The 15,150-nt window shown below is 43.4% G+C and carries 17 protein-coding genes; 8 read left to right on the top strand and 9 right to left on the bottom strand.

Annotation, left to right across the window (positions count from 1 at the left end; genetic code table 11):
• The first annotated feature begins 10 nt into the window (after positions 1-10).
• The 5 genes from CES82_RS03045 to CES82_RS03025 all read left to right on the top strand — a co-directional run bounded on the left by CES82_RS03045 (position 11) and on the right by CES82_RS03025 (position 4,216).
• Positions 11-394, top strand: coding sequence for a VOC family protein (locus CES82_RS03045; protein WP_225364827.1), 384 nt, complete (start codon positions 11-13; stop codon positions 392-394).
• 26 nt (positions 395-420) lie between these two features.
• On the top strand, positions 421-1,095 hold the full coding sequence (locus CES82_RS03040) for a CPBP family intramembrane glutamic endopeptidase (protein WP_098823853.1): 675 nt from the start codon (positions 421-423) through the stop codon (positions 1,093-1,095).
• Between the two features lie 454 nt (positions 1,096-1,549).
• A complete protein-coding gene (gene trpX, locus CES82_RS03035; protein ID WP_098823852.1) occupies positions 1,550-2,545 on the top strand; it encodes a tryptophan ABC transporter substrate-binding protein in 996 nt (331 codons plus the stop codon).
• Complete coding sequence (locus tag CES82_RS03030; protein WP_098823851.1) at positions 2,542-3,450, top strand: ABC transporter permease; 909 nt, start codon at positions 2,542-2,544, stop codon at positions 3,448-3,450. Before trpX ends, CES82_RS03030 begins: the two co-directional genes overlap by 4 nt.
• Positions 3,443-4,216: an ABC transporter ATP-binding protein gene (locus tag CES82_RS03025; protein WP_098823850.1), complete on the top strand. Its 774-nt coding sequence runs from the start codon at positions 3,443-3,445 to the stop codon at positions 4,214-4,216. Before CES82_RS03030 ends, CES82_RS03025 begins: the two co-directional genes overlap by 8 nt.
• A 58-nt stretch (positions 4,217-4,274) precedes the next feature.
• Here the strand turns inward: CES82_RS03025 and CES82_RS03020 are convergent, their stop codons facing one another.
• From CES82_RS03020 to CES82_RS02995, 6 genes are all read right to left on the bottom strand, one after another.
• A complete protein-coding gene (locus CES82_RS03020; protein WP_098823849.1) occupies positions 4,275-5,141 on the bottom strand; it encodes an NAD(P)-dependent oxidoreductase in 867 nt (288 codons plus the stop codon).
• A 12-nt stretch (positions 5,142-5,153) separates the two neighbouring features.
• Entirely contained in the window at positions 5,154-5,474 is a 321-nt protein-coding gene (gene trxA / locus CES82_RS03015; RefSeq protein ID WP_098823848.1) for a thioredoxin, read from the bottom strand.
• The gene (locus tag CES82_RS03010) at positions 5,449-6,216 is read right to left on the bottom strand and encodes a TerC family protein (RefSeq protein ID WP_098823847.1); all 768 of its coding nucleotides are present in this window, start codon (positions 6,214-6,216) and stop codon (positions 5,449-5,451) included. Before CES82_RS03010 ends, trxA begins: the two co-directional genes overlap by 26 nt.
• A gap of 83 nt (positions 6,217-6,299) precedes the next feature.
• The gene (locus CES82_RS03005) at positions 6,300-6,941 is read right to left on the bottom strand and encodes a glycoside hydrolase family 73 protein (RefSeq protein ID WP_098823846.1); all 642 of its coding nucleotides are present in this window, start codon (positions 6,939-6,941) and stop codon (positions 6,300-6,302) included.
• A gap of 70 nt (positions 6,942-7,011) precedes the next feature.
• A complete protein-coding gene (locus CES82_RS03000; RefSeq protein WP_098823845.1) occupies positions 7,012-7,989 on the bottom strand; it encodes a linear amide C-N hydrolase in 978 nt (325 codons plus the stop codon).
• A 4-nt stretch (positions 7,990-7,993) separates the two neighbouring features.
• Positions 7,994-8,239 carry a hypothetical protein gene (locus CES82_RS02995; protein ID WP_098823844.1) on the bottom strand — a complete coding sequence of 82 codons (246 nt, stop codon included), beginning with the start codon at positions 8,237-8,239 and terminating at the stop codon, positions 7,994-7,996.
• Between the two features lie 252 nt (positions 8,240-8,491).
• Here CES82_RS02995 and CES82_RS02990 point away from each other — a divergent pair, with 252 nt between their 5' ends.
• Positions 8,492-11,206, top strand: a complete 2,715-nt coding sequence (locus tag CES82_RS02990; RefSeq protein ID WP_098823843.1) for an MMPL family transporter — start codon at positions 8,492-8,494, stop codon at positions 11,204-11,206.
• Between the two features lie 72 nt (positions 11,207-11,278).
• On the opposite strand, the gene CES82_RS02985 is transcribed toward CES82_RS02990, so the two are convergent.
• The gene (locus CES82_RS02985; RefSeq protein WP_098823842.1) at positions 11,279-11,716 is read right to left on the bottom strand and encodes a MerR family transcriptional regulator; all 438 of its coding nucleotides are present in this window, start codon (positions 11,714-11,716) and stop codon (positions 11,279-11,281) included.
• Between the two features lie 247 nt (positions 11,717-11,963).
• Here CES82_RS02985 and CES82_RS02980 point away from each other — a divergent pair, with 247 nt between their 5' ends.
• Entirely contained in the window at positions 11,964-12,452 is a 489-nt protein-coding gene (locus CES82_RS02980; protein WP_098823841.1) for a C40 family peptidase, read from the top strand.
• 92 nt (positions 12,453-12,544) lie between these two features.
• Here CES82_RS02980 and CES82_RS02975 read toward each other — a convergent pair whose 3' ends face one another.
• Entirely contained in the window at positions 12,545-12,967 is a 423-nt protein-coding gene (locus CES82_RS02975; RefSeq protein ID WP_098823840.1) for a GNAT family N-acetyltransferase, read from the bottom strand.
• Between the two features lie 113 nt (positions 12,968-13,080).
• Here CES82_RS02975 and CES82_RS02970 point away from each other — a divergent pair, with 113 nt between their 5' ends.
• Complete coding sequence (locus CES82_RS02970) at positions 13,081-14,016, top strand: VOC family protein (RefSeq protein ID WP_180245652.1); 936 nt, start codon at positions 13,081-13,083, stop codon at positions 14,014-14,016.
• 273 nt (positions 14,017-14,289) lie between these two features.
• Here the strand turns inward: CES82_RS02970 and CES82_RS02965 are convergent, their stop codons facing one another.
• Positions 14,290-14,946 carry a histidine phosphatase family protein gene (locus CES82_RS02965; protein WP_098823838.1) on the bottom strand — a complete coding sequence of 219 codons (657 nt, stop codon included), beginning with the start codon at positions 14,944-14,946 and terminating at the stop codon, positions 14,290-14,292.
• Between the last annotated feature and the right edge of the window lie 204 nt (positions 14,947-15,150).

Below are 15,150 nucleotides of genomic sequence, written 5' to 3'. Positions count from 1 at the left end.
CACACAAAGGATGACAAAATTGAATATTAAAGATATTGATAGTTTGACATTAACGGTGAGTGACGTCAATCACGCCATGCGTTTCTACCATGAAGTGTTTGACCTGCCAATCATTAAGAACGCTAAACAGCCAACTTTGCAGCTTGGCCACCACCGTTTAACCTTCCGAACACCTAATGATAAAGATGTTATCACCGCTCACGTGGTTACGCCTGGCAGCGCTGAACTAGCGTTAGAAACTCACGATGCGTTGGAAGACACCTTGTCTCATCTGACGAATTACGCGGTGGAAATCGCAGACGGACCCGTGCCTTACGAGGGTGCAAAGGGTTCAGCAACTGCCTTATGGGTTCGCGATCCAGATCAAAATCTCATTAAAATCATTACCTATTAGAATCAACTAGAAGTGAGGTGCCGAAAATGGCTTATATCAGACGTCAAGGCTTACGTATCGGCGCTTTTATTTTATTACTTGCGGCGTATCTAGCAAACTCTGTTCTATTGGAGTTTGCAACTAAGTATGCCAATAAAAACGTTGGGCTAGCCGACAGGTTCATTGGGGCTATGCTGATAATGGTGGCAGTCATATTGGTTTTATACACGTGGTTATACCATCGACAGCTTAAACGGTATAACCCACGGCATTTTGGCCGCCAACCTTTTAATTGGCACCGTATTAGCCAGCTACTGTTACTTTTTGTCCTCATGCTCGCTATTCAGATTGCTTGGTCACAGTTAATCACACGCCATCTACTACCCATGCCCAGTAATCAATCAGCCTTGGATGGCCAAATCCAGCAACTGCCTTTTTGGAATACAGTTTACGGTGTCCTGATTGCGCCAGTACTGGAAGAGTGCCTCTTCCGCGGTTTCTTTTTCAACTTCTTCTTTTCAAAAAATTCGCCTTGGAGCAACGTTTTCGGCGTTTTTATCAGCGGATTGCTATTCGGTTATCTGCATACGATGACGTTTTCTGTAACCACTTTGTTTTATGCATCATTGGGTTGGGTACTAGCTGGTACCTACCTACACTTTAAAGATCTCAGATACAGCATTGCGTTGCATTTTATGAATAATCTGTGGGCCGTTCTCTAGGCGGAAAAAGTATATTTTTGTTTCTATATGACAAAGCATGGTGTATAATATAGTCACGATAACTACTAATGTAGCTTATCAAGCGCGAAAGGACTCAATCTTGTTTACAGGATTGGGTCCTTTTGTTTCACATTTTTTACATCAAAATCAAGACCGCTGAAACACAAGTGACGCTTGCGTATCGATAGTCTGGTCATTATAATAGTAGATATTCTAGTTCGGAGGAATTCAAATGACAAAGTACGCTAAGCAACTTAGTTCCTGGCAATCCCGGTAACCAAACCGCCCTATTTGATGCGGTTTGAACAACATGTTCAATACACGTGTCTTGCCGGTTACTTTATCATATGAGTGACGCTGCATGACTAACCTTGCACGTCGCGCTTCCTAGACGACTTCTGCGAGGGGGTCGCCTTTTTTATTTCAAATTAATTTTAGATTGGGGAATCGAATCATGAAGCGACTATATGCTTTAATCGCTATTATTGTTATCTTTCTAGGTTTCGCTTTCGTTGGCGAAGGCGGGACGGGTAAGCCCGCTAAAGTTGCCAAGCCAACGGTCGGTATTTTGCAACTCATGTCCCATCCTGCTCTGGATTCTATCCATCACGGTATTATTCACGGCTTGGAGGAGAAGGGTTATCACCCTGGCAAAAACATCAAAATCGATTTTCAAAACGCACAAAATGATCAGAGTAATTTGATGACCATGAGTAACCGTTTTGTCAATGAAGATGCCGACGCAACAATTGGGATCGCAACACCTTCAGCACAGGCCTTAGCCAATGCAACTTCTAAAATTCCAATTGTGTTAGGTGCGGTTACCGACCCTAAAGGTGCTGGCCTCGTCAAGAATAACCAGCAACCAGGACATAACATCACGGGTGTGTCCGACCAGGCACCCTTGAAGGAACAACTTGGTCTCATTAAACAAGTCGTACCAAAGATGAAGACATTGGGTATCTTCTACACGTCCAGTGACGATTCAGCCGCCGCTCAGTACAAGCAGTTCAAACAATTATGTGCAGACGAACACATCAACTTAAAGGCTTATTCCATTTCTAATACCAACGATGTGGATCAAGTATCACAGCAAATGGTTCAAACCGTGGATGCTGTTTACATTCCTACCGACAACACGGTGGCCTCAGCCATGCAGACGCTGATCAAGAATTCTAACGCTGCTAAAATTCCCGTTTTTCCAGCCGTAGATACCATGGTTAAAAGCGGTGGCCTCGCCACTTACAGTATCAACCAGTACAAGCTGGGCGTCTTAACCGGCCGCATGACTGCTGATATTTTAAAGGGCAAAAAGCCAGCCACAACACCGATTAAATTCATTCGCCACGGTGATTTGATCCTGAACATGAAAGAAGCTAACCGGCTGGGAATCACCTTCCCTAGCTCACTAGTTAAAGAAGCACAAAAGAAGGGGGAAATCATCAAATGACATTTGGATTAGGCGTTTCTGCCATCGGTCAAGGACTGCTCTGGGCAACCCTCGGACTGGTACTTTTCCTAACTTTTAGAATCTTAGATTTCCCTGATATGACGGTTGAAGGTACTTTCCCCATGGGAGCTGCTGCCTGTGTTGCCGCAATCAATAACGGCATCAGTCCGATCTGGGCAACGCTAATTGCCATCGGTGTAGGTATGCTCTGCGGTTTAGCAACCGGTTTGTTATACACCAAGGGACGTATTCCAATTTTGTTAGCCGGTATTTTAGTCATGACCGCGGCTTATTCCGTCAACTTACGAATCATGCACGGCCGGTCTAACCTGACACTGTTAGATAAACCCTCCCTACTGAAATTACCAATTTTCGCACACGCCCCAATGTATTTTGACAGTGTGTTCCTTGGCTTCACCGTGATCGTTATCTTAACTTTAGTCTTAATTTACTTCCTGCAAACCGACCTCGGTCAAGCCTTCATCGCCACTGGTGATAATGAGAAGATGGCCCGATCATTAGGCATCAAGACTGATAATATGAAAATCATGGGCTTAATGGTATCAAACGGCGTAATTGGCTTAGGTGGCGCCTTAGTTGCTCAAAACGACGGTTACGCTGATGTTAACATGGGCATCGGAGTCATCGTCATTGCGCTGGCCTCTATCATTATTGGTGAAGTTGCCTTTGGTGAATTGACCATGAATCAACGACTGGTTGCCGTAACTTTAGGTTCGATCCTCTACCGTTTCGTCCTGCTAGTCGTCTTAAAGTTAGGCTTCAACACCAACGATTTAAAGTTGTTCTCGTCCGTTGTTTTGGCCCTTTGCATGATGGTGCCAGTCTTCCGGGATATGTTCAATTTAAAGCGCGTTTGGAAACGGGGGATTTCTACTCATGACTAAACCAATTCTAGAGTTAAAACACGTGGTGACTAAAGTTAACCGCAACACACCTGAAGAACTTACCCTATTAAAAGATTTAAACCTCAGTATTAATGAGGGTGACTTTATCACAATTTTGGGTTCTAATGGTGCCGGTAAATCCACGCTGTTCAACACCATCGCGGGTAATTTAACCATTGACTCCGGCGACATTTTACTTCGCGGTGAAAGTATTGCTAACGAATCTGAGGAACGGCGGACCCGTTTTCTGAGCCGGGTTTTCCAAGATCCAAAGTTAGGCACCGCGCCCCGCATGACCGTAGCTGAAAACTTGTTATTAGCGACTAAGCGCGGCGAACATCGCCATTTAACGCCACGTCATCTCAAGCAGCACATGGCTGAGTTTAAAGAAATGACTAGTGGCATGGGTAACGGGTTGAATGAACGCTTAACCACACCTACTGGCAGCTTATCCGGCGGTCAGCGTCAAGCACTCAGTTTCTTAATGGCAACGTTGAAAAAACCAGATATTTTATTGCTGGATGAACATACTGCCGCCTTAGATCCAAAAACCTCGCAGGAGTTGATGACCGCAACTAACGAACGGATCATTGCTCAAAATCTAACCTGCTTAATGATCACCCACCATTTGGATGATGCTCTTAAGTATGGTAACCGACTGGTAGTGATCAGTGATGGGAAGATTACTTACGACGTTTCTGGTGACGAAAAACAGCAATTGACACAAGAAAAGCTGTATAGTTTCTTCTCCGACTTACAAGAATAGTACGTCAACCAAAAAAGCTAATGGACAGTTGAACTGTCCATTAGCTTTTTTAGTTGCGTTAAAGATCTTCATACAGTTTAATGAGGCCCTGAGTACCATCATCACCGAGCCCTTTTTCGTCAACCATGGTTTCGTAGAGCTGTTTGGCTAACTTAGTTGCGGGTAGGTCAAGTTTCATTTTATCCGCTTCATCTAACGCGATCCGCAAATCCTTCAGGAAATGCTTAGCAAAGAAACCGGGTGTGTAATCACCCTTCAGAATTCGGGGAGCGTAGTTGTCCATGCTCCAGTTATCGGCACCACCGCTACTTAACGTGTCTAAAACATCCGTCATCTTCAAACCGGCACGCTGAGCGTAAACCATCATTTCAACGGTTCCAGTCATGGTACCGGCAATCATGATTTGATTAGCCATCTTGGTATGCTGACCCTTGCCCGCTGGTCCGAACAAGTGAACTTTTTGCCCAACCAACTCGAATAACGGCTTCATTGCGTCATAGGTTGCCTGATCACCACCGACCATCACCGTCAATGTGGCGTTTTTAGCACCAACGTCACCGCCTGAAACCGGTGCATCCAGTGCATGAGCGTGAAGTTCTTCGGCCTTCGCAGCAATTTTTTCTGCCAACGTTGGGGTACTAGTGGTCATATCCACCACCGTTTTACCTGCCGTTAACGTACTGAAGATGCCTTGATCGCCGAAATAAATCGACTCTACATCAGTTGGATAACCTACCATTGAAAAGATGATATCCGCTTGTTGTGCAACTTTGGCAGGCGTATCAGCCCAGGTTGCACCCTTAGCCAACAACGCATCCGTTTTGGACTTGGTCCGGTTATAAACTACTAACTCATGACCGGCATCTAACAGATGGCCCGCAATGGCACCACCCATGACACCCGTACCGATAAATCCTAATTTCATAAATAAAGCCCCCTAATTGGTTGCTAATTTTTTGTCTAAATACTTGGCTAACTTATCTTTAGGATACACGCCTGTCACTTTTTCGACGGCCTTACCATCGCGGAAAAGGACTAGACTAGGAATACTCATCACTTTGTAGTTCATAGCCAAATCCTGGTTATGTTCCACATTTAATTTGCCGAATTTGATGCGATCCCCATACGTTGATTCCAATTGTTCAAGCACCGGATCCATCATTTTACATGGTGCGCACCAGTCCGCCCAAAAATCAACGAGGACCATTCCAGTAGCGGTTTCTTCAGCTAAATTATCCTTCGTTATCGTGACTGCCATCTGCTGTCCGTTTCCCCTTTCTTCGAATAAAGTGAATCATCACTGTGAGTACGACTGCGCCCAGGACAACAAGTCCAAAGGTAGTCGCTGAAATTTCAATATCAATCATCGGAATACTTACAAACAACTTAACGGCAATCAAAGCAATCAAGCCATATGCCATTGGTTCGAGTTCTGGAATGAAACGCATTAATCTGATAATCAGTTCAGCCACGCCACGCATAGCTAAAATACCGATCAAGCCACCAATCAAAACAATGACTGGATTAGATGAAATCGCTAGTGAAGCGAGTACTGAGTCGATTGAAAAGACAATATCCATCAATTCAATTTGCATGACCACGGACCAAAACAGCGAGATACGCCTTTTTTTGCCGGACACTAATTTACGCGTATGCTTAACTCGTGACTTGGAGAAATATTGCACCGTTAAGAAGAGCAGGTAACCCGCTCCTAAAACTTTAATTTCCCAAAAATTGATCAGGTAAACGCCCATTCCAATAATCAGAAAGCGGAAAATATAGGCACCCCAGATGCCGTAAAACAGCGACTTTTCGCGCAGTTCCTTGGTGGGCAGTGCCTGGGTCTGAGCAGCCAGTACCACCGCATTATCCACTGAAAGTAAACACTCGATCAGTACCAGTGAAAAGATCACCAGCCAGTCGCTACCTGAACTGATGACGGTTTCCCAATTATGCAAATCAAAAAATGGCCCGTAAAGCTTTCCGATTAGATCAAACAATCTCAAACATCTCTCCTATCGTGGTCTTAATATTTGTATCATACAGAAATCACCCAAGGGTATCAAGCAGGAAGTTCGATATTTTAGTAACCATCAAACCGATTCAAACTGTAAGTATTGATGACATTAACTAATTTCTTGGCATATGAAGGGTCCGTTGCGTAGCCGTTTTGCTGCAATAGTCTTGCCGCAGTACGGTAATTAGTGACGTGGGCTGGCAAAAACTGCTGGGCAACCACCGCGTCATGGTCTAAAATTGCCGCTTCCAAATTCGGATAGACCCGGAAGTTGGCATTGATTCGCTCTTCTTTACCATTAACGTACTCGGTAGTCGGAAACGATTTGGTTTGTCCGTTATAGCTGCCCTTGATACCAAACGGATTCTTGGCGTCTTGATATAACTGAGAATGACCCCAATTGGATTCGATAATGGCTTGTGCAACTACGATACTCGGCAACACTTGATGGTTATCCTTATAAACGTTAATTGCGGGTTTTGCCACTGAATCAATAAACTGACGTTGCTGGCGCTGTTCAGGGGTCTCCGTATTAGCTGACTTGTTGGTTTGAGTCTGCTGGTTAGCCAGATAATTATTCATGACATAGCGTACACCTAGTCCGCCACCGATGACAAATAAGGCTAACAAAAAGACTAATGTTGCTACACCCTGTGAATTATTCTTTTTACTGCGGCGTTTTTTCTTGGCCAAAAACTGTGTCTCCATTCATCAAAATTATTGTTAATACTAAGTTTAGTTTAACATGTCCCTTCATTGACTAAGAATTAATAATTCATTAATTTAAACTGAATGTCTGTAACTGATCTGGAATTTGGTAAATCACCGGTGCTGTTCGTTCCAACATCTCTGGTGTCAGCTGTAATTTGACGACACCTAACCGGTTATAGGACTCAAAGTAGTATGATAACGATTCCGTCACCGTCGCAGCTCGGTAAATCGAATAATTTTGCTGATAAGCGGTACTTTTAGGTACGCATACGCCATTCAACAGATGCCACATACTGATGATACCCGCTTCTTCATCTTCTGGCCGGTCCGTACGTTCTTTGTAGTATGCCGCCCGAATAAAGCGGGAACCTGGTGTGTATGATCCGGCTGGTACCTTCTTACCCGAAAAGCTGCCTGTAGTTACCCGTGGTGTATTCAACGGCACCGTACCAGCCTCAAATTCTGGTGTAAAGGTCATATAATCTTTTAGTTGATTAAGCTGTCGCTCGAAATCATAGGCATTAGTCAAGATACCCAAGGGATTCTCGTATATTTTTAGCGGTTTTTCTGAAGTTTCAATAGCAACGATTCGACCCGTAGCGTCCGCGGCAACGAAGTGAAGTTCAGGGTAGCCATAGGGTTTAAACGCCCGTTCACCGCTCATTAACTGAATTTCATTCATGTGTGCTTCGATTTCCGCAATCGTTTTAAAATGACCCAGAAGATACAGTGGTAATTCGAAGGGCGCAATGGAGTGCTTATTCAGATCCGGTTGGTGATCAAAAAGTGCCCCATTAGCAAAGGTCAGTTTTTGGACGCTTAAACCGAACTCGTTGATACCATCAGAAATATCGGTTTCCTCATCGTGAGCACCACCACTACCGACAATGGCGTAACGATTTTGATAAGCTTGATTATCATATACTGAACGCCAGTGATATTGACGCGGAACAAATACCGGTCCAGCACCTGTTGAATGCCAATCCATTGTTCTTCCCAATACATGTGTCCCATCCAGCGCGATTTGATAGATACTCGTACACATATTGTTACCGCTCCTTTGGTTGACTGAGTTGCTTTAAGATCTTTTCGAATTGTTCGTCAATTTGCTTCTGTGCATTTTCAGAAATCTGTTGCTTAGGTTGTGCTTCTTTGAGAATTGGTTCCGCAACCTTTAAGTAGGTAAACAGAATTTGGCTGACATCCAAATGATAATCAGCAGCTAATTGTTTTGCAATTGAAAACCGTTGATTTGTATTTAATCCGGCAAAACGACTTTGATATTGGTTTGACATGGTCTTTTCACACCCTTCATTTCAAGAAAGTTAATTATAAGCAAAAATTGACCCAATTAATAGTATTTTGAATTGAATTCATTTTCACAATAACTGATCAGACTAAAAATTGCACTTATCAGGTGTCGGACAGCCTAAAAGGTTAATTATTTCAATTTCAAGAATTGAAATACAAACCCCTATCGGCTATGTTAATATAGTAGTTATATATATGCGCCATCAGTGGCGACATTTTAAGGGAGATATTATTCAATGAAAGAGCGGATACGTCAGTTACACAAACAACGAATCTTTTCGTTGCTGCTATGGCTCATTGCAATCTTTGTTGCAATTGTGATGATGCCTAACACTTCTGATCTGATTCAATCTAAAGGTCAGCCGCAGTTGGCTAATAACAGTCAGCCTATGGTGGCCCGAAGCATGCAAAACACTTGGGGACGAAGCCAATCAGGTACGTCACACGTCACCGTGGTTTTCAATAACCCCAACGGTAAGCTGACTGCCACGCAGCAGTCTAAAATTGATCAGACTGTTCAACGGTTGACTGAAAAAGAAAAGACCTATGGCATTCAGTCAATTCAAACCATGACCACGAATCCTACGGCCAAAAGTCAGTTCTACTCTAAAGACGGCTCCACCGAAACCGTTCAGCTGGCAATTGCTCAAAACCAGGGGAATCCCCGCGTACTTGCTAAACAGCTACGATCACAGATTCGAACTGCCGGTCTATCAACTTATTTAACTAGCCCAGAACTGGTTAACGATGCTGCTAACCAAAATATTAGCCACGTCACGACCTTTGCAGCTATTATTGGTTTCATACTAAGCCTGCTGATCATCGGCGTCATCTTCAAATCCTTGATTGCACCTCTAATTTCAACGTTATCCATGCTAATGATGTACGCCGTTTCCTTAGGCTTGATTAATAATTTGGCCAGTCGTACCAGTTTCCCGTATTCTGAATACTTGCCATTATTGACCCTATTACTGACATTAATATTGGGTACTCTAGGCCACTACTATCTCTTTAACGCGTTTAAGCAGAACGTAGCCGCTGGGCAAGACGCGGTAGAAGCAACCACGCATAGTGTTCATTCTGTACGTAACTTCTTGTTGATTCTTGGGGGCACACTGACCGTCATTTTTGCCAGCTTTTACGCCTTCAGTTTCTCAACCATTCGTGCCATGTCTGGTTTAGCCTTCGTTACGATTATCACTATCATTGGTCTTTACACCATTGCCCCAATCTTTATGCAACTCTTGGGCGAACGGTTCTTCTGGCCAGCCGTTGACTTGCCTTCACGCCCACACCGATTCTGGAATTGGATGGCACGTTTTGGCCTCTGGCAACCCTTCGTTGCGATTATTGCTGTGCTGTACGTTGTCGGTCCATTTGCCATTTTATACCGGGACAACTTGAACTTCTCGGCTGCTAAAACAGTCGCCCCTAATAATGAAGCTATAGCCGGTATGCGTGTCCTCAATGCGCACTTTGGTGAAGGTAAGGCAACACCAGTCACCATCTATATTCGTAGCAATAATCGGGTCGATAACGAAAAAGCCCTGCTTCAAATTGATAATTTAACTTCTAAATTACAATCAATGCCTGGTGTCTCGGGCGTAACTTCACTGACTCAACCAAACGGTCAGCCAATGAACGAATACTACGTCAATACGCAGTTGAACCAGATGAACATGACACTCAAAGGTGCCACTGATCAGCTCTCTCAACTTCAATCAGACCTTAAAGGCAACCGTTCCGACCTTAGCCAAGTCAAGTTGAGCGAATCCGCCGACAAGCTTGACAGTTTAGTTTCCAAAACGAACCAGTTAGCAGATGATACTAGCACAGTTCGTTCACAAGTCTCTGAAGTTGCTGGTCGAGCTAGTGTTTCGCAAAGTTCATCCGCTTCCAGCCGTGTGAGAAACTATCAACGCTTACTTAATTTGGTTAATAGTCAGCTCCAGACCGTTGCAAGTAACATGCGAGTCTTAAACGACGAAGCAACTTCAGCTGGCAATGACGGTCAAGCTGTCCAGTCAAACGTTTCAGACTATGCATCTCAAGTATCCTCCGTTCAAAACAGTTTAAAGAAAACCACGTCCAGTTTGAACGGTCTGATCAAGTCTTATAACAATATCTACAGTTATCTATCAGCTTTACAGGCTTCTGATGCTGCTAAGGTTTATTACATTACCCCTGAACAGTTAACTGGCATGCAGTTCCAGCAGTCATTGCTAAGCAACACCAGTCAAGACTATAAGACTACTCAGTTACAAGTTTACTTAAAGAATTCTGCTTCTAGCCATAACAATTCGGCTACCATCAAGCAGTTGCAGTCTGAAGTTAACACCCAACTGCAAGGGACGACCCTGGGTAAGGCTAAAATCGCTTATACTGGCCAGCCAGTTGTTCAAAGTACCATCGAACATTCTGTCAGAGCTAACACCGGTTGGCTGATTTTAACCATTGGTGTCATCACCTTCTTGATTGTGGCACTGCTAAGCGGCTCAGTCTTACAGCCAATCTACTGGCTGATTACTTTGGCACTTGCCGTTATGGGTGGCACTCAGCTTGCACAGCTTACCAGCCACTTTATGTCAGGCGATCCAAGCTTTAACTGGCAAGTACCGCTGATTGCTGCTGTTCCATTATTAGTAACCAGTGTTAGTCTGCTCATTCAACTGGCAATCAGCTATCGGTTTAAAGAGGCTACAATGATGGATTGGCTGTTACCGGGCATCAGCTCATTAGGCCAGATCATTCGTTACCAAGTCTTTACAGTACTAGTGATCTGCTTAGTCCTGTTCAGTGCTAACTTTGCACCACTGACTCAAGCAGGCCTGATCATTTTGTTCGCAACAGCTATCTTCGACATTATCCTACCAATTATCGTCACGTCAGTTGGTAAGTTAACCATCACGTTGCCTTCAAAACGGCCTCACCTGAAACGACACGCAAAATAATGAATCAGTAAACAAAACAAGCACTATCTCGAAATTATCGGGATAGTGCTTGTTTTTTGCTTTCATATTTAGTTAATCATCATTAGCTGGTCGAACTTCATAACTAGCCTGCCCGTTTTCATACTGACCATACAAAATTTGGGTTTTAGCTTTATCAAAATACCCCAGATTTAAAAACACCTGGCCGTCTACTACCTCCACGCCATTAAACGCAGCATGAAAGAACTTTCTGGACAACGAAAGTTCTTTTTCAATACTACTCATCTTTTCCACGGCAGCAGGAAGTCGGTACCCCTCATCCAATAACTTTTTAATAATACTAACTTGAAGAAAAGTATAAAAATCGTAGACGCGCGCCTTATTTTGATCATCACGGGTAATTGCTGAAATATAATCCCGCTGCTCCCAGTAGCGCAGCTGACGAGACGATACACCCGTCATTCGGCTCAGTTCACCAATCCGAAATACAAATTTGTCGAAATCAACTATATTAGGAATTTGATACTTCATTTCATAACCGCCTCTCAGGTTTTGCAACCTTATTATTTCACATTCTGACTTAATGAGCAAAGTTAGTCACCTCAAAATCTTGAATTGTCAGAAAAGTTGGGGTGTTATTGTGAAATTATTACGTAAATTACAATTTGAAATAGATTGTTTAACGTCATTGACACTACTTTGTTACATAACTGAAATAATTAACACGTACACTAATTATTGTACATAAAAGACGGATAAGTTAGGGGTTTTTAGTTCAATGAAGAATTTAATTACGAAGAGTATTATTGCCATCGCGGCATTCTTTAGTTTCGCAGTTGCTGGTGCACAGGTAACAACAGCACATGCTGCAAGCACGGACGCAACTTACAGCACCGTTTATACTACAGCTAAAAGTAAGCTGGGTCATCCATATGTTTGGGGCGCAACTGGTCCTTACTCATTTGATTGCTCTGGTTTTACGAGTTATGTTTACAAAAAGGCTGCTAAGATTACAATTCCACGGACTGCCCAAGCACAATACAATGCTTACAAACATGTTAGTGGTTCTAACGTTAAAAAGGGCGACTTAGTCTTCTTTGGTTACAGTACCCGTAGCATTAGCCACGTTGGCTTATACGTCGGTAACGGTAAAATGATTGATGCACAAAACCGCGGTGTGGTGAAGGAAAAGGTTCACGCACCATGGTGGCACGTTGTTGGTTACGCACACGTTACTGATTTCAGTACTACTGCATCTCAAAATTAATTCACACATATAATATTTGAACATATAACAAAAGCTTGATTGTCAGTTTCATACTGGCAACCAAGCTTTTTTAATGGCATCAATCAATCTTCCTATAGTTGCTTAACCATCTTGACATGTTTTATACCGACCTCTTCAAACGGCTCACCAGTTTGCTTAAAGCCTAGTTGGTCATACAAACCAATGGCTGTTGCTTGGGCATTGAGTTCTAACTGAGTTCCTGGTGTCATTTTAGCAATCACCTGCTGTAACAGTGCCATAGCATACCCGTGATGACGAAACGATTTCAGGACTGCTACCCGTTGAATATGTACGACCTGATCTTCATATCGAATTCTAGCAGTCACCACCGGTTGCCCATCAACGTAGCCAACGTAGTGGGTCGCCTGATCGTCTAGACCATCAAACTCTAACTGGGCCGAAATCCCCTGTTCCTTCACAAAAACGGCTTGCCGGATACTAGCTGCATCCGCATATACTTGACTATGCGTCTTTTCTGCTGACTCAATTTTCATATCTCACACTCCTTATTCGTTATATTATACCCCACTTCTAAAGAGCGAAATCAGCGGGGTTTTAGTAGCGATATGCTATACTTGGGGCAAGAAAATTACGAAAGCAGGCGGGTATCGTGCAAACTCATCACATTTCACTTTTGACGAAAAACGCTAAGCAGAATATTCATTTTTACACACATGTTTTAGGGTTACGGCTAGTCAAGAACTCAGTTAACCAAGAAAACATTCACATTCGACACTTATTCTATGGCGATTATTTGGGCACACCTGGATCAGTGATTACCTTTTTCGTTTTACCACTACTAGGCCATCGAACGGACGGTAATCATTTTATAAATGGTATCCGTCTAGCCATTCCAACTGGTAGCAAAGTTTTCTGGCAAAATCGCCTTTCTAACGCAGGTGTTACCGTGACTGAAACGGACGGTAATCTCACGTTTGATGATCCTGATCAAATCCCAGTAACGATGGTTGAAACTGATCATCAACTCACTGAGTGGCAAATTGTGCCCAATAACGGCATCGACCCTAAGTACCAAATCAGCCGCTTCATAGGGACTGAGCTACACGTGCCAGATGTAAGTGCCTCACAGGCCTTTTTTGAAAAGCTATTACACTTAACGGTTACTAATAACGTTGTTGAATTGGAAGGCGCTGAACAAATCAAACTGGTGCAAACCACTGACTTTAGCCAGATAACCCGTTTTGGTCGTGGGTCCATTGACCATGTGGCTTTACGAGTTGCGGACGAAGCAGAATTACTACGTTATTACCACCTGGCAGAAGAACAAGGCTGGGACATTGAAATGTATCGGGATCGTGGCTGGTTTAAGAGCCTCTACATTCGTGAACCCGGCGATAATCGGATTGAACTGGCAACACCGACTCCCGGCTTCAGCCTAGATGAACCCATCCTGACCCTTGGCAATAGTTTGGGATTACCACCAAAATTTGAATCACTGCGGCCAACTATTATGGACTACTACGCTAAGCAGAACGTTGACTTTAGTGATGATGGTGATTTGAGCTGGGATGCGGATGAATGAATAACTGCATTTACGACTGTTATATAGCCTAATCGGGCTACTCCAAGCAGAGTGCTGCACATAAGGGCGTCTTCGACAAAATTCCAAAGTTCACGGAATTTCATCGAAGACGCCCTTATGTTTCGCACTCTAAACGCTTGGCTTCGCACCTTTTCTTAATCGGGCTACTCCAAGCAGAGAGTTGCACAGAAAGGCGTCCAACAGAATTCCCAAGTTCATGGAATTCCATTGGACGCCTTTCTGCTCCACTCTCTAACCGCTTGGCTTCGCACCTTATTTATTATAACTTTCCACAATCACATCATCATCGGTCAGCGTCAAGTTCGTCAGGCTGCCATTCGCTGGACGCACCGTCAAATCATACTTGCCACCGCCATAACGCTCCATCAGACTTAACAATGTGTTACCATGACTAATTAACAGCACATTGTCCCCATCCTTTAAATCTGGATTGCTTCGGATCAAATCAAACCCTTGATCCACCCGTTTCCAATATTCCTCGTTGTTTTCAGCTTGGTGGAAAGGGTCTGCTTCCTTCAAATAATCCTTAGCCTTACCAATCGAATACTTGGTCACAATATCCTTAAAGGTTGGCAAGCCATGAGGTGCCCCGGCTAAATACCAAGCTTGCGCCATATCATTACCTTCGTAATAGCCATAAAACTCTTCACGGAAAAACATCGTCGTTTGCGGTTCTTTAACTGCCGAAGCATTGTTTTCTTTTAAGATTAGTTTTGCCGTATCCATGGCCCGAGTTGTATCACTGCAATAAGCAGCCTCAAAGTGAACGTCAGCTAAGCGTTTACCAGTAGCAACCGCACCATCAATACCTTTTTGAGTGAGCGGTGAATTACTCCAGCCCTGCAATTTATTATAAATATTAAAATAAGTTTGCCCGTGACGGACAACGTATAAATTGAGTTTAGTCATTAAAAGACACCTCATTTCTTAAGTTACTTCAAGTATATCACCATCCGTAAGGAACAAAAGGATGAAAATGAAAGCGTTAACTTATACCACTGACTTCTTACATTTTGATAAATTTTACGGTGAATACGGCACAAACCCCGAAAGTCTGCTAAACTAGTGAGCATTAAGAATTAATCTGTCGTAAAAAGGAGCCACTATTTTGCA

Origin of the sequence: Secundilactobacillus silagincola, assembly GCF_002583405.1 — a bacterium.
In the GTDB taxonomy this organism is placed as follows: domain Bacteria; phylum Bacillota; class Bacilli; order Lactobacillales; family Lactobacillaceae; genus Secundilactobacillus; species Secundilactobacillus silagincola.
Note: the sequence above shows the minus strand (reverse complement) of the source record. Positions and strands in the feature narration are given on the sequence as shown.